At 38.0% G+C, this 22,963-nt stretch carries 14 protein-coding genes and 2 tRNA genes; 4 read left to right on the top strand and 12 right to left on the bottom strand.

The genetic code is table 11. The annotated features are described in order from the left end of the window. Positions 1-7 precede the first annotated feature (7 nt). Together pyrH and frr are read left to right on the top strand one after the other, a co-directional pair. Positions 8-712 (top strand): UMP kinase, encoded by a 705-nt coding sequence (gene pyrH / locus ASE92_RS00380; RefSeq protein WP_056848144.1) that lies wholly within the window; start codon positions 8-10, stop codon positions 710-712. A 36-nt stretch (positions 713-748) separates the two neighbouring features. Then, the gene (frr, locus tag ASE92_RS00385; protein ID WP_056848145.1) at positions 749-1,312 is read left to right on the top strand and encodes a ribosome recycling factor; all 564 of its coding nucleotides are present in this window, start codon (positions 749-751) and stop codon (positions 1,310-1,312) included. Between the two features lie 41 nt (positions 1,313-1,353). On the opposite strand, the gene ASE92_RS00390 is transcribed toward frr, so the two are convergent. From ASE92_RS00390 to ASE92_RS21020, 3 genes are all read right to left on the bottom strand, one after another. After that, a complete protein-coding gene (locus ASE92_RS00390; RefSeq protein ID WP_056848146.1) occupies positions 1,354-2,394 on the bottom strand; it encodes a LacI family DNA-binding transcriptional regulator in 1,041 nt (346 codons plus the stop codon). Positions 2,395-2,571: 177 nt separating this feature from the next. Continuing rightward, positions 2,572-2,715 (bottom strand) — tRNA-Asp (locus ASE92_RS21015). A 71-nt stretch (positions 2,716-2,786) separates the two neighbouring features. Beyond that, positions 2,787-2,896, bottom strand: a tRNA-Asp gene (locus tag ASE92_RS21020). 156 nt (positions 2,897-3,052) lie between these two features. On the opposite strand from ASE92_RS21020, the gene ASE92_RS00400 reads away from it, so the two are divergent. Continuing rightward, positions 3,053-3,529 carry an Lrp/AsnC ligand binding domain-containing protein gene (locus tag ASE92_RS00400; RefSeq protein ID WP_056848148.1) on the top strand — a complete coding sequence of 159 codons (477 nt, stop codon included), beginning with the start codon at positions 3,053-3,055 and terminating at the stop codon, positions 3,527-3,529. Between the two features lie 184 nt (positions 3,530-3,713). On the opposite strand, the gene feoB is transcribed toward ASE92_RS00400, so the two are convergent. The 6 genes from feoB to gcvH all read right to left on the bottom strand — a co-directional run bounded on the left by feoB (position 3,714) and on the right by gcvH (position 13,014). Continuing rightward, entirely contained in the window at positions 3,714-5,822 is a 2,109-nt protein-coding gene (feoB, locus tag ASE92_RS00405) for a ferrous iron transport protein B (protein WP_082454864.1), read from the bottom strand. Positions 5,823-5,832: 10 nt separating this feature from the next. After that, entirely contained in the window at positions 5,833-6,048 is a 216-nt protein-coding gene (locus ASE92_RS00410) for a FeoA family protein (RefSeq protein WP_010600239.1), read from the bottom strand. A 174-nt stretch (positions 6,049-6,222) separates the two neighbouring features. After that, positions 6,223-8,991, bottom strand: coding sequence for an outer membrane beta-barrel family protein (locus ASE92_RS00415; RefSeq protein ID WP_056848149.1), 2,769 nt, complete (start codon positions 8,989-8,991; stop codon positions 6,223-6,225). 162 nt (positions 8,992-9,153) lie between these two features. Beyond that, positions 9,154-11,970: an outer membrane beta-barrel family protein gene (locus ASE92_RS00420; protein ID WP_056848150.1), complete on the bottom strand. Its 2,817-nt coding sequence runs from the start codon at positions 11,968-11,970 to the stop codon at positions 9,154-9,156. A 253-nt stretch (positions 11,971-12,223) separates the two neighbouring features. Beyond that, positions 12,224-12,622 (bottom strand): VanZ family protein, encoded by a 399-nt coding sequence (locus ASE92_RS00425; RefSeq protein ID WP_056848151.1) that lies wholly within the window; start codon positions 12,620-12,622, stop codon positions 12,224-12,226. Between the two features lie 11 nt (positions 12,623-12,633). Beyond that, positions 12,634-13,014 (bottom strand): glycine cleavage system protein GcvH, encoded by a 381-nt coding sequence (gene gcvH, locus ASE92_RS00430; protein WP_056848152.1) that lies wholly within the window; start codon positions 13,012-13,014, stop codon positions 12,634-12,636. 501 nt (positions 13,015-13,515) lie between these two features. On the opposite strand from gcvH, the gene ASE92_RS00435 reads away from it, so the two are divergent. Beyond that, a complete protein-coding gene (locus ASE92_RS00435; RefSeq protein ID WP_056848153.1) occupies positions 13,516-13,902 on the top strand; it encodes a hypothetical protein in 387 nt (128 codons plus the stop codon). Positions 13,903-14,690: 788 nt separating this feature from the next. On the opposite strand, the gene ASE92_RS00440 is transcribed toward ASE92_RS00435, so the two are convergent. The 3 genes from ASE92_RS00440 to ruvA all read right to left on the bottom strand — a co-directional run bounded on the left by ASE92_RS00440 (position 14,691) and on the right by ruvA (position 22,955). Continuing rightward, the gene (locus ASE92_RS00440) at positions 14,691-14,921 is read right to left on the bottom strand and encodes a response regulator transcription factor (RefSeq protein WP_056848154.1); all 231 of its coding nucleotides are present in this window, start codon (positions 14,919-14,921) and stop codon (positions 14,691-14,693) included. Positions 14,922-15,161: 240 nt separating this feature from the next. Continuing rightward, a complete protein-coding gene (gene sprA, locus ASE92_RS00445) occupies positions 15,162-22,358 on the bottom strand; it encodes a cell surface protein SprA (protein ID WP_056848155.1) in 7,197 nt (2,398 codons plus the stop codon). A 12-nt stretch (positions 22,359-22,370) separates the two neighbouring features. Next, entirely contained in the window at positions 22,371-22,955 is a 585-nt protein-coding gene (gene ruvA / locus ASE92_RS00450; RefSeq protein WP_056848156.1) for a Holliday junction branch migration protein RuvA, read from the bottom strand. Between the last annotated feature and the right edge of the window lie 8 nt (positions 22,956-22,963).

Below are 22,963 nucleotides of genomic sequence, written 5' to 3' on the forward strand. Positions count from 1 at the left end.
TGAGGTCATGAAGTACAAACGCATCCTACTAAAGCTCAGCGGCGAATCGCTAATGGGCGAAAAACAATACGGTATTGACAATGAGCGTGTTAAGCAATATGCTGAAGATATAAAAACAGTACACGATAAAGGTTTAGAAATTGCAATCGTAATTGGAGGTGGGAATATTTTTAGAGGTTTAAGTGCTGAAAAAAGCGGTATGGACAGAGCCCAGGCCGATTATATGGGGATGCTGGCTACAGTGATCAACTCTATGGCATTGCAAGATGCCTTGGAGAAAGTGGGCATAAAAACGCGTTTGCTTACTGCAATTAAAATGGAACAAATTTGTGAGCCATTTATCCGCCGTAGAGCGGTGCGCCATTTGGAAAAAGGTAGGGTAGTTATTTTTGGAGCCGGAACAGGCAATCCATACTTCACGACCGATTCTGCTGCAGCGTTAAGGGCAATAGAGATTAAGGCAGACGCAGTTTTAAAAGGAACACGAGTTGACGGAATTTATACTGCAGATCCTGAAAAGGACCCTTTAGCGACTAAATACGATGAAATATCGTTTAGAGAAGTATATGCTAAAGGGTTAAATGTAATGGATATGACTGCCTTTACTTTATGTGAAGAAAACCAGGTTCCTATTATTGTGTTTGATATGAATAAACACGGTAATTTCATGAAAATTGCTAATGGAGAACCCATTGGTACTTTGGTGAAATAAAGCTTAAATTATTATTTTTGTAGAAATACACATATTATGAACGAACTCATACAATTGCAATTAATGGATGCCCAATCTGCTATGGATAAGGCTATCGATCATTGCGAATCGGAATTAACTAAAATTAGAGCTGGTAAGGCTTCTGCAGGAATGCTTGATGGTATTTTTGTAGATTATTATGGTGCTTCTACCGCCTTGTCTCAAGTATCTAGCATTAATACACCTGATGCCAGAACGATTGTGATTCAGCCTTGGGAAAAATCGTTATTAGTGCCAATAGAAAAAGCTATTCAGGTAGCTAACATCGGTATCAACCCTCAAAATGATGGTATTGTAATTCGTTTAGTTGTACCACCATTAACTGAGGAACGCAGAAAAGACCTGGTTAAAAAAGTAAAGGAAGAGGCAGAACGTGGACGGATAACCGTTCGTAACATTCGCAAAGATGCCAATACCAAAATACAAAAGTTAAAAGGAGAAGGTGTATCTGACGATGAAATAAAGTCAGGTGAAGCCGAAGTACAAAAATTAACTGATGCTTATATCATTAAAGTTGATAAACATGCAGAAGCAAAGGAAAAGGATGTAATGACCGTTTAGGTTGTCAATCATCAGCATAAAAAAAGGGAATAAGATAGAACTTATTCCCTTTTTTTATGCTGGTTTTTTGGAAGAGTAGATTCCCGTTCGATTAATTTGGTTGATAACACAATCTGCTTAAAAGCTGATTCCTGTTCTTTCGACTCTAGTTTCGAAAGCAATATTTTCATTAGGCTTTCGGCAATTTCCTGTACAGGCTGCGCAACTGCAGTTATAGGTGGCGTATAAAATTCGAGAAGCTCAAAATCATCAAAAGATAGCAAAGCAGGTTTTAACGCAGGTGAGATTTCCATTTGTTTCAGCGTTCGCAAGCCATCAAGGCAAATGTAATTGGCAGAGAAAATTACTGCATCAAGCTGCTTTTCCGAAGAAAAAAATGCTGTCATTTGTTCGATCGAAGTTAATTCGGAACGTTGATATTTCACCTTTTTGATAGTAGCGGGAAGCTTGTGTTCCTCCATGGCTTTTTCATAACCCGCTAACCGATCAACCATTTGTTGTAAATCTGTTTCGAGTGTTACAAAGCCAATATTTTGATAGCCGTTATTGATCAGGTGTTGTGTAGCGTTAAAGGTTGCCCCTGCATTATCTATCACCACGTAATCTGTTTGAAGTTCCTGTACATAGCGATCAAAAAGTACAACCGGCGTATTGGTTTCTATTAGTTTTTTAGTTTCCGCTTCAAATCCCTCTGGCAAAGCCATAATGTATCCGTCCACGTGCCGATCGCGAAATATCTGGAGTAGTTCGATAGCCTTTTCATAACTGTTGTGGGTACTGCTGAAAAGAATCTTGTATCCGTTTTCAGAGGCTTTCTGGTCTAAGTGATGCGCTATACGGGAAAAGAAAGGTTCAGAAATATCGTCGACAAGAAAACCAATTACATTTGTTTTTCCGGTACGCAAGCTCTTTGCAAGGGTATTGGGCTGGTAGCCCCATTTTTCGACTAGATCAAGTACCTTTTTAGTAACAGCCTTGCTTATATTTTTTTCTTGAGCTTTGCCATTGATCACGAAAGAAACGGTAGTGATGGATATATTTAATTCGTTTGCTATATCTTTTATTTGGATTTTCTTTTTCATTAATGTGGTATAACACTTACAATACATCGAAATATAGGAAATATTTGAATATTAACTCTATATTAATGTTGGCACCGGATAAAGATAAAGGCGACTTCGACCTAAACCGTCTAAAAAAGAAAAAGAGCAACCTATCCAGGATTGCTCGATTAACTAACTTATTATTCATAAAAAATGCTGTTGGGGAAGGAGTCGAACCTTCAAGGGGTAGTTAGCTACAGTTCAAAAAATTAATTGTGGTCAACCCAATAAACTGCGTTTGTCCCATTATTCCCCACCACCGAGACAAGGAGGCGTGTCTGCCAATTTCACCACCCAACATTTTAGTCATCAGTCTGGAGTCGAAAGTACTGAGTCTAAAGACTACTGACTAATGACTTTGAACTAAGTCGCTGTAGGGGAAGGAATCGAACCTTCAAGGAGTGGTTAGCCATTGCTGGTTTTCCCATTATTCTCCGCCACCGAGACAAGGAGGTGTGTCTGCCTGTTTCACCACCCTACATTATGTTCAGCAATTGTGAAAGAACGTTCCCTTTTTGTTAATTGCTTGATACAAATGTAAAGGAACTCTCAATACCTTGCAAATATTTTAAACATTTAATTTTATTTTTATAATTTTGATAAATATTCGTAAATTCGCTTATCATAATTCAAAAATATGCTTAAAAAAGACAATTCCAATTTAGAAATTGACAACCTCGATATTGATATATTGAAACAGTTAATGCAAGATGCTACGAAACCTTATACGGAAATTGCCAAGGATTTAATCGTATCTGGGGGTACAATCCACGTTAGAATGAAGAAATTGCAGGAGATGGGCATTATAAAAGGCTCTCATCTGATTATAGATCCACAGAAGGCGGGTTACGATATTTGTGCTTTTTTAGGAATTTACCTGGAGAAGGGAATACAATATAAGGATGCTGTTGCTCAATTGAGTAAAATCAAAGAGGTGGTAGAATTACATTATACCACTGGATCTTATAGTATGTTCGCGAAAATTATTTGTAGGGATACGAATCATTTACGCCATGTGCTTAACGAAGAAATTCAGGCGGTTAATGGAATTCAACGGACAGAAACGCTAATTTCTTTGGAAGAAAGCATTAAAAGGCAGATCGAGTTGGGCTAAAAGTAGCCTCTCCCTCTGAAAGTTTTGTAATTGGGCTTGGGTAGTACTGTCCCTCTCCCGAAGAGAGGGAAACGATAGTGATTAGCTATAACCCAAAGCAAAGATTTATCTTAAAGTAAAACATCAAAATGAATATGAACGCTTTAGGCTCCTCCCCTCGGGGGAGGTTGGGTGGGGCTTCTTTCTATTTCAACAACTGATAAGCAAGGAGTGCAGCAAAGTAGGCCATGGCTGTCATGTAAACCAACTGAATGATAGGCCATTTCCAGCCCTTGGTTTCGCGGTAAACAATAGCCACGGTACTCATGCATTGCATTGCGAAAGCGTAAAACAACATCAGCGATACGCCAGTTGCAAAAGTATAAACCGGCAAGTTAGTTCGTGTGTTTTTTGATGCGGCCATGCGTTCGCGGATAGTAGAGGTATCTTCATCGCCACCGTCAACGCTATAAATGGTAGCCATGGTACCTACAAAAGCTTCGCGGGCGGCAAATGATGTGATTAGCCCAATACCGATTTTCCAATCGTAACCGAGTGGACGAATGGCAGGTTCGATACAATGCCCAAGAATGCCCACATAAGAGTTTTCGAGCTTTTCTGTTGCGATTAATGTTTCAATATGGGTTGTGTTTTTAGTCGTATCTGCTAGTGCTGATTCGTATTTTTTATCAATGTTTTCGAAGCGATCGCCTGGGCCAAATGTTGCCATTACCCAAAGGATAATAGAAATAGCAATAATCACTTTCCCGGCTTCGATTACAAAGGTTTTCGACTTCTCATACATGGTATAGAAAACGTTTTTCCACCTTGGCATTCGGTAAATGGGCAGTTCCATGATGAAGTAAGACCGCTCTTTCGTTTTAATGATGATTTTCATTACCCAGGCAACCAACACCGCTGCAATGATGCCGACCAAATACATGATCATTAGTGCTAAACCTTGCATGTTGAAGATACCTAACACATTCTCTGAAGGGATAATTAACGAGATAATTAGAATGTAGACTGGTAACCTTGCCGAGCAACTTACCAATGGCGTAACCATAATGGTAATCATTCTATCTTTCCAGTTTTCGATATTTCGGGCGGCCATAATGGAAGGCACTGCGCAGGCCAAACCACCTATCATTGGAACTACTGATTTACCATTCAAGCCCACTTTGCTCATGATTTTATCCATCATGAAAGTAACACGAGCCATGTAGCCTGTATCTTCTAAAATGGAAATAAAGGCAAAAAGTATAGCAATTTGAGGTATGAATACGAATATTCCACCTAAGCCAGCAATAATTCCATCGAGCACTAAATCGGTAAGCATGCCTGCCGGTAGATATTTGTGACCGAGTTCAGTGATGAAACCAAAACCGCTTTCAATCCAATCCATCGGGTAGGCCGACCACGCAAATATGGCGTTAAAAATCACAAAGAGGATCAGTAGAAAAATGGCAAAACCCCAAACTTTGTGGGTTAAAACTGCATCGAGTTTATCGCTAAAAGAAAATTTTTGCGCCCTGCCGCTATCCGTTACTACATCTGATAGAATTTTACTCAAATGTTGGTAGCGAACAACGGTTTCTGCTGCCTGAATTTTCGACGATTCAAAATGGTGCGATTGTTCTATATTTTCAATTTCTTCTTGTTCCTGAGGGCTGAAGAACGTTAGATATTCGTGTTGATGCAACACCTGCAAGGCAAAGTAATCGTTATCAGAATTCAATTTCGATTTTATGGCGTTGATTGCGGCAGGCGCTAAACTGTTCACATCAACATCCTGAAATTGTGTGGCAATTTTAGTGGTATTGCCAATAGCTTGTTTCAAACGGTCGATACCAATATTATTCCTTGCAGAAATGGATACTACCTGGATGCCTAATTTTTCTGCAAGCTTATTTAAATCAATACTGATACCTTGTTTTTCGGCAAGATCAATCATGTTCAACGCCAGGACTATTGGAATACCCAAATCGGCCACCTGCGAGTACAACAGCATGTTGCGTTTTAGGTTTGAGGAGTCAGCGATAAGCACAATAACATCCGGATGACTACTGTTTTCTTTATCGGCCAGTACCTGAAAAACGATACTTTCATCGCTGCTTTTCGGATATAAGCTATAGGTTCCAGGCAAATCGATAATTTCGGCCTGTTTACCATCAAGCATTTTCATAAATCCTGTTTTTTTATCAACAGTAATGCCTGGAAAGTTTCCGATTTTTTGATTTAACCCCGTTAAACGGTTAAAGAGTGTAGATTTACCTGTATTGGGATTACCAACTAATGCAACTTTAATATCCAAACCAGCTTATTTATTGAATGATAATAACATCAGCTTCGCTTTTGCGCAAACATAACTGATATCCAGCAACTCGAATAGCCATCGGATCGCCGAGCGGAGCAAAGCGTTCTACTTCTACAACCTCGCCAGGCAAGCAACCCATTTCCATCAATTTAACAGATAAATCGAGATCTGTAAATGAAATGATAGTGCCCTTTTCGCCTACTTTTAGATTTGAAAGTTTCATTGTATGATCTTGTTTACTCGTATTTCGTAGCCTTCGAGTTTTTGATCTTTATCATCCCTTTACTCTTAGGTTATTCATGTGCTGAATTGAGGCGCAAGTTACCCTTTCTTTAGATTTATTCCAAATAACGACTGTTAACATTGCTGTTAAAAATGTTGTTTTACTAAATAATGATTAATTACGTTGTCGGCCGCCGCTAAAGCCTCCTTCACCTCCACGCCGTCGGCCTCCGCCACCTTCATTTCCTTTGATTCGATTTTTGCCACCCATTCTATTAAGCGAGTAAGTAAATGAAAACATGAAATATCGTTTAAGCACATTAAAGCTTACGTCTTGTATAGTGTTGTTGTTTGCCGTTCTGCTTATACCCTGATTTTCATTTAACAAATCATTTACAGCAGTTTTGAAAGTACCGCGGTTTTTAAAGAACTGTTTGCTAATGTAAGAATTTATCAAAGTGAAATGAGTGTCAAAGGCTTCTCCGCGACCGGTATTCTGATTATAATCGGCATCTACAGACCAGCGGATATCCCCAGGGAAAAGATAACTTACACTTACATTTGGACTGAAGGTATAGAAACGGGTGTTCGAATTTGGTTGAACAGAATAGGTAGCACGGTTGATTGAACCATTAACACCAGCCGTTAAATCAAGCTTATCCAAATTAGAAACCAGGCGGTAACCGTTGGTGATTGACCAGCTGTTGGTGATATTTCTTAATGAATTGGTAAAGTTTACATCCCGATCGAAATTACCTGAAACGTTAATGTGGAAGTTAAGTTTATTCTCGCTCATTAAAGGGAGACTTAGTGATGAAGATACACTGCCTGCATACACGCCGTTTACGTTTACTGGTGTAATGGAGAGCTTACCTTGATCTGGTCCACTTTGAATTAAACTGCTGCTGTTGGCTATTTTATTTGAGGTTTGGGTAAGATTGATATTTACAAAAAGCGATCTATTTTTGCCCACAGTGAAGGTGTTGTAGGCAATTCTCAATGTATTATCAAATTCAGGCCTTAAATCGGGGTTGCCGACTGGAATATTTTGGGTATTGGTATTGTTGGGAATCGGTTGCAATTGCTGTATACTAGGCTGATTGGTTCTTCCCCGGTAATTGAAAACCAACCTTTTGCTGTTGCTAAAGTTATACCTAAACATAGCCGATGGCGTATAGTTAAATACATTCTGCTTTAATATAAATCCACGGGTAATGTTGTTGTTCGTTCGATCGGTATTTTGGACTGCCATACCCGCATTCCAATTGTATTTTTTTGCTGATTTATTGATACTAAACCCCGCGGTGTTGGTTAAAATGGTATTCTCATAAGAATTACTAAAAGTTTGATCGAGCAAATCGTATTGTAGTGTTGCAGGATTGAAATTGTATGTAAACCGATCGGATGTGTTGTGGTTATATCCGTTTTGATAATTCAGCTCGAAACTTAATGTGTTGCTCAATGGTTCGGTGTATACCAAACGTGTATTTTGGTTGATGGATTCACTTTCCTGATCGTTTAACTGGTTGGTGCGTTTTTGAGTGGCTACCGTTCCTTCAATTCTCGTCTCAGGATTATCATTGTAGTTTTCACTGTCGTTGTTGTTAATGTTGGTATTTAAATTTAATGATAATGTTCTGCCGCGACGCATGAATTTTTTTCTTAGCAAAATGTTATTACTAATGGAAGGAGATGTTCCGTGATTGGTTAATGTTTGTGAGCCATTAATGCGGTAAGTATTATAATCCCGGGTATATTCACTAAAATTTAAGGATTCGTTATTAGTATAACTGATGTTAGGTTGGATCCTTAATGAAGTAAGTGAGTCGATTTTGGTATCAACCATGAAACCCAAACGGTGGTTCAATCGCTCTGAATTATTCGTTTGATTGTTATTGAATATTGTGGTTACATCACCCAGAAAGTTTTGGGTAACACTGTTCCTCAATATTAGATTTTCAGATTTATTAACAAAGTAGTTCACGCTTACTTCTGTTTGATCGGAATAAGTATCGTTGTAATTGAAACCTGCAGCCTTTGTATCGGTTATGCCACCTCTGCCTCCATTATTACCACCATTTCCACCGCCTAAGCCGCCACCGAAGTTTTGTTTATTTACGTTATTGAATTGAGCAATTACGCTTAGCTTTCTATCCTGATCAAAATGGTTGATATTGGCATTGATATCATATCGATCGTCTGAGCCATAACCAGCTGTGGTATTTCCGAAGTAGCCATTTTTCTTGTCTTTTCGAGTGGTGATGTTAATGATCTTGGTTCGTGTTCCATCATCAATTCCTGTAAATTGGGCCTGATCAGAAAGTTCATCTATAATCTGAATTTTATCAATCATATCGGCGGGTAAGTTTTTGGTGGCCAATAGTGGATCGTTGCCAAAAAATTCTTTTCCATCTACCCGTACTTTAGTAATGGTTTCCCCCTGTGCTTTTACGGTTCCTGCCTTGTCTACCTCAACACCTGGAAGCTTTTTTAGTAAATCTTCTACCACTGCATTTTCCACTACTTTAAACGAGCTGGCATTAAATTCCAGCGTATCCTTTTTTACCACAATCGGTGGAACCTCCGCCTTAATCTCAACGGTTTGAAGATCAATCGCCCCGCCTTCTAAAATAATATCTCCAACATCAGCAGTCGGTCTGTCAGCTGTAATCGCGAAATCTTTTGTCGTGTTTTTCAAGCCCAGAAAGGCTGCAAATATCCGGTAGTTGCCAGGTTTAAGCCCCTTCAAAATAAATTTTCCATCTTCAGTAGTACTCACCGCACCAACCATGCTTGAGTCTGACAGATTTTTAACGGCTAAAGAAGCATAATCTATAGGTTTTTTATCTTTTGATTGAAGTACCCGCCCACTGACAGAACCATTGTTTTGGGCAAAGGCATAGCAAGAAAATAAAATAAAAATTAGGGTAAAGAGTTGTTTCATTCGGTTAGTTTCCTGGTTTAAAAATAGAGACTAACAACGATATTAAAGGTTTATTTGGTTTAAGTAACAATTGAAATACATAACTGTTGATTTAACAGTTATAAATTCAAACTAAAAAAAAGTCTCGGCTAATCAACCGAGACTTTAAATAAATTTTTAAGCTTACATTCTCATTCGCTGACCGCCGCCTCCGCCTTGGTTTGGCATCTGCATATCGCCACTCATATTTCTTCCGCCGATGCGGGTTAATGAGTAAGTAAACGAGAACATAAAATATCTTTTTAAAACATTATAATTTAAATCGGTAATGGTATTGTTGGTAGCTGTTCTGCTAATACCTTGATTCTGGTTAAAAGCATCATTTACCGCAACTTTGAAAGTCCCTCTATTTTTAAAAAACTGGCGACTGATGTAGGAGTTTACCAATGTAAATTCGGTATTGTAACCTTCGCCACGACCAGTATTTTTAATATAATCCAAATCAATAGCCAAACGGATATTTCCAGGGAATACATAACTAATATCGAAACTCGGGTTTAGCGTATAAAAGTTTGTGGTTTGACCAGGATTAGCCGAATACGTGGCCCTGTTGTATGTTCCAGAAATACCTCCGGTTAAATCAAACTTATCAAAATTGGTTACCAAACTGTAACGATTTGTTAATGCGTAAGTATTGGTAATATTTCTTACTAAATCTGCAGGGTTGTTATTGGCTGTAGTAAAGTTTACGTTTCGGTTGTAATTTGCATTTAACGATGCATTCAAATTTAATTTACGTTCAGGGAGAAGTGGTAAACCCACATTTACGCTTCCAGTACCCGAATAAACACCATCAACATTTACATAGGTAGTTCTGATTTTACCAAAGTCCACATCACTTTGGTCAGTAACCAATTGACTACTGTTTCCAATAGCGTTGAAGGTTTGGCTTAAATTGATATAGGCAAAAAACATTCTGCTTTTTGCAAAGTCGAAATTATTATAATTAATGGTTAAATTATTATTAAAAGCTGGTTTCAATAAAGGGTTACCCACAAATACACTTTGCGTATTGGTATTATCAGGAATTGGTTGAATTTGATTGATACTTGGCTGTTGTGTGTTTCCTCTGTATCGTATATTTAATCTTCTGGCATTACTAAAGTTGTATCTGAAGTTAGCTGAAGGCGTTAAATTAATAAAATTTTGAGTTCTAACCATACCAGTGGTCACATTGGTGTTTACACGGTTGGTTTGTTGAGCGGCTAAGCCGATATTCCAATTGTATTTTTTCTCATTCGTGGTATAACTTACGCCTGCAGCATTTGTTAAAGTTTGGTTTTCGTAAATGTTGGTGTAATCTAAATTAACTAAATCATATTGTCCGCTTGCAGAGTTAAAATCCAGAACTTGTCTGCCTTGATTATCATGAGCATAGCCATTTTGGTAATTTAGCTCCAGGCTTGTTGTTTTAGAAAGCGGTTCGGTGTAAACTACTCTTGCCGTGTTATTAATCGAATTGCTATTTACTTTATTCAACTGATCAATAAGTGATGGAGTAGTAACATTATTCACCGTGTTACTTTCAGAGATATAATTGTAAGTATCTGCATCATTGTTATTGATGCTGGTATTTACGTTTAATGATATCGTTCTGCCACGTCTTTTGAATTTCTTACGAATCAATAAATTATTTGCAATGTTTGGCGTGGTCGAATTGCTAATATAACGCTGATCTCCAGTGGTTGAAGTAGCGATTAAATTTCTGTTGTAAGTACTTAAGTTCGTTGCATCAGATTCTGTGAAAGATACATTTGGCTGAATCTTAATTGTTGTTGATGAATCCAGCTTGGTATCAATCATGAAATTAAACCTGTGATTGATTCGATCGGTATTGTTATCTGCCGTATTGTTAACGGTAGTAATCGAATTTCCCAATAAGTTTTGGGTAAAACTGGTTTGCTGGTTGGATACATCCGATCGGTTAAAAAAGTAACTTCCCTGAATTTGGGTTCCATCTTTATAGGTATCGGCAAAGTTTAAACCGCCAGCATTGGTGTTGGTAATACCTCCACTACCGGCGCCACTACCGCCACCGCCAAAGTTGCCACGGCCACCGCCGCCAAAACCATTTCCAGCGCCGTTACCCTGGCCAAAGCTTTGTTTGTTTACATTATTAAATTGCCCAATTACGCTGAATTGTTGGTCGTTATCAAACTTGTTTACGTTAATATTGGCATCATATCTTTCATTGGTTCCATAACCGATGCTGCTATTACCAAAATAACCTTTTTTCATTCCAGCTTTGGTAGTGATGTTCAAGATCTTGCTTCGGGTACCATCATCAACGCCCGAAAATTGCGATTGTTCTGACATTTCATCAATCACTTGAATTTTATCGACCATATCCGCAGGGAGGTTTTTTGTAGCCAAAAGTGGGTCGCTTCCGAAAAACTCTTTACCATCTACCTTAACCTTGGTAACCGTTTCACCTTGTGCTTTAATACTTCCATCTTTTGCCACTTCCACTCCAGGGAGTTTCTTTAACACATCTTCCACTACGGCATTTTCTCTAACTTTAATTGATTTAGCATCAAATTCTAAGGTATCGGTTTTAACAACTACAGGGATACTTGCCGTTACATTTACATCTTTTAAGTCAAGTCCATCATCAGTCATGGCAATTTCGCCTGCATTAACAGTAGTTTTGGCCACTTCAATATCTTTGGTGGCCGTTTTTAACCCTAAAAAGGCTGCGTAAATGCGGTATTTTCCTGGGGCGATGGCTTTAAAGCTAAACGTTCCATCGGGATCGCTTTGGCCAGAAGCCACAACTGCCGAATCTTTTAAACTTCTAACCGCAATGGTTGCGTAATCAACTGGTTTTTTATCTTTAGCACTGACTACTTTGCCAGTAATAGCACCGGTATTTTGAGCTTGAGCGAGGTAACCGCAAAAGATAAGAACAATAAAAACTGCTCTTTGAACGTTTTTTTTCATTAGAAAAAATTAGATATTAATACAAAACTAAGCTATCAGACTAAGCGAAGTTTAAAAGGTTTGGTTAAGATGTGTTAAATGCTTGGTAACATTTTAAATACAGCAGGTGGGATGTAGCTGTGAGAGATAATCGAGCGATAGAATTTATCTAATTTGAGAAGGATAAGTTTTATGATAAACTTTCGGACAGTTACAACCTTTTTTAAAAATACTGCAGCCACTTAAGCTTAAGCATGCACCAACTATGAATAAACTAAGTATTTTTTTCATTAAGATTTAATTTGTGAAGTAATATGTAACTGAATACGGCCATCAAAGCGCCTAACATATCGCAGCCAAAATCCCACCATTCTGCCGAGCGATAGGTGAAGAGTTTCCACTGTAATATTTCGATGGTACCGCCGATAATGGCATTAATCAAAATGATTTTAAAAATGGTTAACGTTCTAAAACCATAATTATTTTGATATTTTATCTTCCCATAAAATAATAATACAGAAAGTACAAAGAAAAAGCCCAGGTGGGCCATTTTATCAAAACCTTTGAAGAAAAATCCATCTCCTTCCGAATCGGGTAATTTGATATTACAAAGCACCAAGACAACAATTGTCCAGAAGATGGCCCATTTTTGTCGTTTCAGTGCTTCGTACAAAATATGATAAATTAAGCGCCTACTAAAGCTTGGTAAGCTTCTGCAGTCAATAATTCTTCTACTTCAGCTAAATCAGATAATGAAACTTTAACCATCCAACCTTTACCATAAGGATCGCTATTCACCAATTCTGGATTATCATTTAATTCTGAATTGATTTCTAAAACAGTACCTGTTACCGGCATATATAAATCTGAAACTGTTTTTACTGCTTCAACTGTACCGAAAACTTCTTCTTTAGTTACTTCAGAGCCTACGTTGTTGATGTCAACATAAACGATATCGCCTAATTCGCGTTGTGCGAAATCAGTAATGCCGATAAAAGCTTCATTGCCTTCAACCTTAACCCACTCGTGGTCTTTAGTGTATTTTAATTCTGATGGAAAATTCATTATAATGTAAGTTATTGATTATGAAAAATTTGTCTAATTCTATACGTATTGCACAACTTGTTGCAAAAACATCTTTCCGTTTCTTCGTATCTATATGTTTGCCAGTGCCTCAAAAATACAATTTAGTTTAACCATTAGCAACGACTCCAAAATAACTTTTATTTATTCAGCATTAAGTGCCCCGGTTGAGATATCGATAGTTGCGAAACATCAACTCTTATGCACGCGTAATAACCGCGTTTGAGTCAAATTAGGTTAGCCGATAGTAGCCTGATCATTGTAAAGAAATAAGAATTTGTAATCACTATAAAACGAACTGAAGAGGCTCATCGGATCCGGCTGCTGCTGATATGATAGATTACTTAATGGCCTGATTTAGTGGTGTATATTTTAACAGCTTTCCACCTTTTAGGGTTTCAATTAATAGCCTTATTGTACTATTGATGCATTTGTAATTTCTGCTCAATTTTGAGTCACAATTTCAATATTGAATTTTTAAAAATGAAAACCAAACACATTCTCATTGCATCAGCAATATTCTTATTGCCACTAACTTTAATTTCAGCTATTTATGTCCCTAAAGGTATTAAAGCAAAGCACCATGAGCAAACTTTGAAACTTTTGCCTGTTGATACTGACAAGGTAACAATCTCTGATATTGAAAAGAAGGTATTTTATCTCGAAGAAAAGCAACCACTTACCAGTACCGTATACTATTGGAAACTGAGATCGGGGAATCAGGTAATTAATTTCGAACATGTGCCTGACCACATTTTCTGGAAGTGGGATATCGATGAACCTGTTCCGGCCAAGGTAATTTTGAAATTGCTTCGCATCGACGAGCAGATACACGAGACCTACAATCTCCATAAAGAAAGACAAAACTAATTTTGAAAAGCCACTCTAAGATAGGGTGGCTTTTTTAGTATTAGCAGTTTGGATCGCTTTTTTCACCTACCTTTTACAGTATATCTCTCTACGTTATCAAGTTTTGCATTGCCGTCACAGTCAATTTTTATAGAACATCAAAATTAATTTCATTTAACCGGAGTATTTTGTGTAAAATCTTTTAACCCTTTGAAATCAAATTGTCACCTTTCAATCGTCAAATCCTTTATGAATAGTTCGCTCTACCACGTACGAATTTAGGAAATTCCATGTTAAATGCTAGAGGTATCGCACTCTGCTCATCCTTAAAAAGGGAAGAAATCGCAGATCAACATAGCGCCAAAATCTTCAGTTCGAATTATGCTGGTTGCGGTGTAGAGTACAGTATTTTATCTCGTGGATAATCTTGTTTCCGGGGCTTTTATTATTTAAGAAAATCATCTGTAAAAGTAATATAGATAATCCTTTTGATGGGAAATACTGCACATAATTATTATGCTATTGTTAGCAATACGCTGAAACGTAATTTTAGCCAAGAACTTTGCTATGCTGACTTTACCTGATATTCGAAGTGATAAGTATCTGGCTAATGTGCCCTAAACTAATGATAAAATAGAATGTTAATGGCCCAAAAAGGCTATTTGGCGAATAAACAAAACTTGATAAGTTTGTAATGTTAATTTATTCGGGACGATAGATTAAATAGTAACGCTTTGCTATGCTTATAGCAGAGCGTTTTTTCTAACCAAATATTTTAAAAGCCTTTTCAAAAATTTGAGAGGCTTTTATTATACCTTAAGCAAACCGTACTTATAAGCAAACGACACTAATGAAGCGCTGTTCTTTGTTTTCGTTTTAACCATCAGGTTTTTCCTTATAGATTCAATTTTATTCTCGTTTAAGTTGAGTTTTTGGCTAATTTCACTATAGGTCAAACCTTCTGCTATCAATTCAAGTGCTTTAATTTCCTGCTCATCCAGTCCCATAATTTTAGGGATAGCTGTATTATTATTTTCCATTTGAATGAAATGAACAAGAATTTAGCCAGATTGTTTTGTTTCGACTAATTACAACTACAAATTCTAAGATTTATGATTGTTGCGTGTAAGAGATTAATTAGCTGGTATGGAGCCTAAAGGCATTCTAAGAAGCAATGGTAGCCATACAATTGTATGGCTCCATTCCTTTATATCGAAGTTTTTTTCAATAGGTATTGCTATTTATTTTTGAAATATCATCCTTGATCAGAATGATTTCTTCTAATTCAATGTAAATCTCAAACTGAAGCCGAAATTGCTAAAGGCAGTATTAAACGTTTGCGAAGTATAAGGCTTTGTAATGTTTGAATCGTAAAATAATTTGATGTTGAATTTTTGATTCAACACGTAATCAACACTAGGTCTTAAAGTAATGTTCTTCGCTCCAGATGAAATTTCAGCTTCAGTTACATCGGCACGATAAATAACCGTTTTGTTGTCACGAATGGCTACATCCAATTTAAAGTCCATGTTATTATCCATTTTTAGGCTCTTAAACCACCCAAATGGAAAACGGAATTTATTGGTCCGGTAACCCAAACCTAAAACCATATTGTTTTCAGAAAGCTGAGCCAATTGACTATTAGCCAAACTTAAGCCTAACAACCTCGATCTGTTCAACTCAAAAGTTGCGGTCAGGTTATTTTTAAAACGGGTATCTACACCAATCAATGGAGAAAAATATTCAGAAATGGTTACTTGGGCAAACTGATATTCTGGCAAGAAATTATTATTTGCATCTCTATTTACAGAGAAACCATTACTTTCTTCATACCTCAACAAGGAATTAAAACCATTGATATTATAGGCTGAACGATAACCATGACGAATATCTACAGAAGAAAATTTATCGGCAATGAAAGGGATTCTTGTTAAACCATTGTAGGTTAAGGTCCAGTTTGGCAGCGGAATACGAGGGAAAGCATTGAGCTTCATTTTACCAGGATCTTTTCCGGTATATGCCGCCATAAAAGCCGAAATAATTACATCCTGACTTTCCTTACTATAGCCATCAGCATAACCAGCCGTTTGTGCGCCAGAATTTGGATTTTGTGCACCCAGCCTTCTGGAAACAATAATCCTGTTTGCCATAAACTGGTTAAACAAAGTAGAGATGATGCTCGAATTTTTTTCTTTAAAGGCCGTTCCCAATGCGATGTATGAAATGCTATAATCACCGGTAGTGATAGCACTCAAATTTTCAAATGAACCTACGCTGGCTTCGTATCTAAAGTTGGTAGAAAAATTTCGGGTCTGCGCTTTGTTTGCTCTTAATGTAATGCGCAAATCTTTAAAAGGTTCTATCTGGCCAGTAAACTGCAAATCCTCTCTTAATGTATTTACATATAGTTGCGTTTGCAAAGTATCGGTAGTTAACCACCCATTGTTTAAGGCCATATCACGAATATCGCGTTGACTACCAAAAGCAAACCCTAAACCAGGAGCGCCAGTTGCATTATCAATTCCAAAATATTTTGTAGTTGGTAAGTAACCTGGCAAAAATATTCCTTTGGTTTGAACGTAATTGGCATTTAAATTTTTAACGCTGGTTAATAAATTGATGAAGAAGTTTTTAACTTTTGCGCCATCTTGATTGCTCCCTGCATTTCTGATGAACCCAAATTTGTTGTAAAGCGTAACCAAATTCAAACTTGGGTTAACCTGAAGATTTCTGCTGTTTTGGATAGTGTTTCCTAAGTTGATATTTGGATCCAAAAGGGTAGATAATGGTTCGGTTTGCCAGTTAAAGTTGGTTCCGTAACGTGTTTTAACAGTTACCCAATTCATGCCAGGAATTTTATCAATTGGCAGGTTGTAAGTTACATTTAAGTTGTGGTTATAATCAGTTGTACGGCCTAATCGTTTTAAGTTTTGCCAAACGGTATCGCGTTTCAAACCTTCTAATCTTCCATCTGGTTCATCAATGATGGAGTAGTTCGTGGCATTAAAGTCGAGCTGTAATGAACGGGTTAAATTCCAGGCAATGCCATAAATTCTGCTCATTCTAAAGTTTTTGTTGAATGTAGTTCCAAACCCATTCTGATAAATTGGGATGGAATTGTTAGGGTCGTTATTCCTTAAAGTATTTTCCGAATATAACCGATCAACATCTATCCTAAAATTAATGGCGCTAGGGAAAATGCTGAAGTTAAAATCGCGAACCAGCGCCAACATATTCGATTTAATAATCTTTTCGAAAGGAGCATAAGTTTTCGCTTCTTTGGCATAGCTATATTGAAGCGAGCCTCTGTAGGTATTCTGAATACTGCTTTGATTGATGAAATCGCGGTGGTTATATTCAGTGAATGCATAACTCACCGCAAAGTTTTCAATATCCCAAAGGCGAACAGGTTTGCTATTGTTAATGCGTTCCTTGCGTACATTGGTAAAGTTAATTCCTCTACGAATGGTATAATCCTGCGAGAAGTTTAAAATAGAATCTTTTTGCGCTTTTGTAGATTGATCGAGTGCATTTTTGAGTTCGATATCTGGTGTACGCGGATTAAACTGCGGCGTAGATACCTGTTTCGAATAGTTTACAAACATCGGAATCTTCACACCCGATTTTTGCGGCAAAAATTTACCTAATTCAACCGCCGATGATACATCCAGCAGCACATTATCTGCCCGGTTACGTTCGCTCACTTTCGAATCAATGGTTCCGAAACCAATCGTTGATTTACTTCCAGAAATATTAACATCAGCAAAATCTGCTAGTTTTAGGTTCAATCTGGCTGTTGCTGCCCAACCACCGCGTTCATCAAATTCCGTTAAACGCATCTCATTAAACCAAATCAAAGCATTTTTATCCAAACCGTCATCAGCTTCTGCATTGGCTAAACCACGTAACGGATTTTTAACACCCAACATGTAAACCCTTACTTTACTCATGTCTGGCTGGCCTTTAACTACAATGGTTCTGTCGCCATCAGTGTAAGTAAACGGAACGTTAATTGGCCATGGCTGTCCACTGCTTTGTTTTGCTACGTTTCGGGCAAGTTTGGCATTTTGAAATAAGGTTAAATCAATATCCATCCGGTTGGCTTCTGGCCATATCGCATCCGGATCGCTTGTGCCTGGCTGCGTAACCTTCAACGGCATTACATATTCGTAGTAGTTGTCCTGATTGTCTGTACCGATTCTTAAAAACGCCGCAACATCTCTATCATTTAATATCTGATTATTTACTGCCTCTGCATGGACAAACATTTCTAAACGCTTATACGATCTGAAGTCGCTGTAAGCGGTTTTAAATGCCGAGCGCCCGTAACCATCACGTAAGTTTTTTACCGTTACCGAAAGCGATTGTTCATTTAAACGGGTATCGCCCCTGTAGTTAGAGTAATCACGCTCACGCAAAATGCCCGGAGGCGTAACATAAGGGATTGGAGAACGTTTACCGTTTTCTTCAATATTTACGGTAGAAACCTCGATGGTAGAATTATCTGGAGTTAAAGCCGGTAACGATGGATCAACAATTACTTCATCGGCTTCGTTTTTGGCATTGAATTCTCTCCACTCACCACGAATTAACTGCAGTTTAGCGAAACGCAAAATGGTCGTATCAGCAAAGTTTGTCATAAACATTCTGAAAAAACGAATGGATTTGAAATCCTGAATGTTCCCCACTCTCTTTTGATATTGGGAGATTGGTACACGGAACTGATACCAGGTTGCAGCCTGCGTATTTCCGTTTGCCAGCTTAACCTGCGAGGTAACTTTGTCCGTAACAAAATTCTGGCCTACCACTAAATCGTTCTGGCGCATAGAAACTTTGTATTGAAAGTACTCATCGCTCTGCGTCATGTTGTTGTCGCGATTGATATCTTCACCATCAGGCAATGCTGTTGATGCAGAATTTTCGATGCCGAGTTCTTCCTGAGATTGTTGTGAAGTTTTTGAGTTTCCTTCTGGACCATTATATTTCTCGTAACGCTTCAAAATGCCAGCATTAATGGCGTCCAATTGCGGACCTCTGAAATAGGTATAGTTATCTGATGATGGATCGGCATCGATAAGTGCTGCTGCGGTGCCATTTAATTGTGCTTTGATTTGATTGATGGCTGTGGCAAACTTTGTTTTTTCATTCGCATCTGATAAACCATCTAAACCCACATCTTGCGCCCTTCTGGCATCTGGATCGTTATCGAAAGCCTGGATTACCGGTTGTAATTTGGGTACTCTTCCCCAATTGGTTACATCATATTTAGATGGGTCTTCGCCTGCGGGCAAACCATTTTCCAATGATTTCCGTCCGTCTTTTAAAATATCTTCTGAAATATTACCAAGATTGAAGAAAAGATCGCCACCGGCGGTATTTGATTTGTTATAAATGAATGGATCAAGCACCCAAAATTCGATAAAACCTACGTTTAAGGCTTCAAAATCATTGGTCTCGATTTTACGTTGGAAACCACCCCATTTTGTTCTTGGAGCAATAAACCTTCCGTCGGGCTGAAAGCCAGTAGTTACATAGTTGTAAGGACCACGAACGGTTGGATAATAAGCCACATCCAAAGTAGTGATGTTTAATGCCTGTCCGGTTGCGGTTTCTTTGAATGGGAACACCTCCTGCTCAATCACTTCCCTTACGTAGTGGTTAGAAAGTTCGTTTCTGTTATTCCTGATGTTTGCTGGAGTAGTAGATGCTGCCGAATTATAGAACGTAGGATCGATATTATAAAAAGCGATTCTCGCTCTGTTGTATCCATATTCTAAATTATCAACCAATTGCGATTCAGCGAAATCTTGTGGCGTTCCTGAAAGTTGCCAGGAGATAGCGCTTTTCAAATCGATAATTGATCGCGATGCTTCAAAATCGTCCAGGTAACTTACTCCATTTCTGCTACCAGCAAAGTTTAAAGCCCTCGGGTGGCCAGGAATAAGTTGAGCATACTCGCCGTAAAAATTAACACTTGACGGTGCTTTAGTAGATAAAAACGGCAGCTTGTCTACTAATTTTGTTAAAAATCTTGATGGCGAACTGTAATTAATATCTGCACCCCAAATGGTGTTGGAAATAGGTTCTTCGCCTAAATTTACTTTTTGCGTAAGCGGCTTTTCAGTCAGGTTCATGATTGTACCACCCAAATTCAGCTTGTTATTTACACGATAATCTAAACGCGTTCCAAAAAGCGACCGTTGTTGAAGTCCAAATAATTCGTTGTTTTCGGTTGTAATTCTTATTGGCTGGCCAGAAGTAAGCAAAGCCTGATTAATGATACTTACTCTTCCACCCTGATAATCAACAGTAAAATCAACACCTTCAGTTAAAGGCATTGTACCCGCAAAAACCTTTACCGAACCTTCAGGAACATTGATTGCATTTAAGCTGAACTCCGACGAAATTTCTGATTGATAATTACCTTTTAAAATGTATCTGTTTTGATTTTGAAAAAGCTGCTTGGCTATGGTTTGCGTCGAGTCGTAAAGTGCGGTAAAGGTATATTTATCAATTAACGCTTGCTCGCTTGGCGAAAATTTCGAAGCTAAATCCTTCCCAAAAGGTTCTATTAACGGAAAAATAATTCTACCATTTGCCGGATCGATGGTGATGTAACCGGTATTGGTGTTGTTGGCTAAGGCGGCTAAACCTGTGCTCGAAAGGTTTGATCCAAACGGACTGTTTAGGTTTTGGCTGCTGGATGAAAAGTACGAGCCGAATGCATTATTGGCGGCCACAAAATCGAAAATCCCATCAGGTTTTCTTTCGTTCTGTTGATTTAATCTATCAAATTCAGTTAAGGCAATCCACTGTTTATTGGCTGTATTTTGCCCTTCAGTCATGATGGGTTTTTCTACACCAGTTTCGTTATCAATCCTAAAAATATCCAGTTTAAAATTTACCGGACTAATCTGGTATCCACCAATGGAATAGATGTTTTTCATCATCAAATCCCAAGTTGGCAAATTGATTTTGTTGATATCGTTCTTAAGCAATTTTGCGTAAAGTACCTTAGGATTCGCTGCATCGAAACTTACATCGGTAGAAAATTCACCCACCTGATATTCTACGCCATTGTAGGTATAACGATAGGCAACCGCCAAAACTTCATCTCCGTTTAGGGGGTTATTTAAAGAGATGTAACCCAATTGAGGCTGGAAAGTAAACTCCCGTTCGGTTAATTTTCTGGCGTAAGTAAGTTTAGCAAAGTTATCGGTAACGCCGGTAGATTGGAAGAATGAAATAACGGCATTGGAATTGGTAAATCTGGCCGCCCCACCCTGAAAAGTATTTAATTGCGCAACTAAGTTGTTTGATTGCTGTGGGAAACCTGTTGCCGTAGACCCGGCAGGTAAACCCGAAGTTCCACCGGTAAGCAAAGTATTGTTATAAGGTTGATTTTCGCCCAAATCCAATAAACCCAAAACATCTCTCGAATCGGTTGTTGATCCCGCTTTATTGGTAATCCAAACCTCTATCTTAGTAATTTGAATAGGAGAGGTTATAATAGGTGCATTTGCTAAATGTTTGTTGTAATTGTTGCGAAAATACTGCGCTAAAAAGAAGTGTTTATTCGCTTCATAACTATCTGCACTTACCCTAAATTCATTTTGTTGCGCACCATTTGTAATACGAAGCTCTCTCGATTCTGACTTTTGTTGTGTGTAAACACTTGTTACGCTAAGTTTACCAAATTGTAATTGCGTTTTTAGACCAAAAAGTGCTTGCGTACCTGTAATTAATGAGGTATTTAAAGGCAAGCTCACATTACCTGCTTCAATTTTTTTGATGATATCATCGGCACCGCCCGTATAATCCAGTTTAATTTGGTTTTCAAAATCGAATTGGGCTTCAGTATTGTAATTGCTTCTTATTTTAAGTTTTGTACCAATGTTTCCAACCAAATCCATTTGAATTCTTTGGTTAAAATCAAAATTGGTTTGTACACGCTGACGTTCGTTGAAAAGCGGATTTTCGTTTTTATTTATCCGACCGAGGAAAGTTAATTCTGCTTCACCACGAGGTTGAATATCAATTGTAGTTCCACCGAAAAGTTTTTCGAAGGCTTTACTATTCACCTGAATTTTCGGAATGATGCCTGTATTACGGTAATCGCTAACCTCTGCATTGGAAATACTTCTCCAGTTACCCCTCTTAATTTCGCTATTTACTAAACGTGAGTATTCATCAATTGTTAAGTACTGCGTTTGCGTAACGTATTTGTCGCCAATGAGTTCTTTAACAATGTATCTTTTGTTTTTTGCATCGTATTCTACAAGCCTTTTAACATTATTGGGTAATGGATAAAAAGGATTGGTTGATGAACCTAAACCAAGGAGTTGTTTTTCGCGTAAGCCAAAGTTATTTTTAAGCGTAGCTGTATCAGCTTTGCCCGGAACAGCTTGAGAGAAGGCGTTTTTAGTAGCAAATAAGAAAAGTGGGATGAGAAATAGGAGTGTAGAAATTCTCTTCAAAGGCCGTTAGATCTATAAATTTTTTAAAGCTTGTTTAATTAGTTGCTCTACCGAAAGTGTTCCTTCTGTCCCTTTTAAAATCTGATCAATAGTTTTTTCGGCTGTTTGTTTGGCGAATCCGAGCATTACCAATGCAGATAACGCTTCATCTTTCACTGTATTGTATTGAGGCATAGAAATTAATGAATCTGCGCCTTCTTTTTTAAGCTTGTCTTGTAATTCCAATACCAAACGTTGCGCTGTTTTTGCGCCTAAACCCTTAATACGCTGTATTAGAGGATAATCGGCTTTAACGATTGCTGTTTGAATTTCAATTGGAGTAATGGAAGATAAGATCATTCTTCCTGTATTGGGTCCAATTCCTGATACGGATATGAGGTGTAAAAATAAACGGCGTTCGCCCTCATCGGCGAAGCCGTATAATGTATGTGCATCTTCTTTCACATGTAGCCAAGTGTACAATTTGCACCTTTCTGCATCGCCCAAAGCGCTATATGTGTTTAAAGAAATGTTAATATGATAGCCTATACCTCCGGCTTCAACCACAACATATGCCGGGTTTTTGAACGTCAATTTACCATCAATATAGGCGTACATTTCGATTT

The sequence above is a fragment of the Pedobacter sp. Leaf41 genome (genome assembly GCF_001422545.1).
GTDB lineage: Bacteria > Bacteroidota > Bacteroidia > Sphingobacteriales > Sphingobacteriaceae > Pedobacter.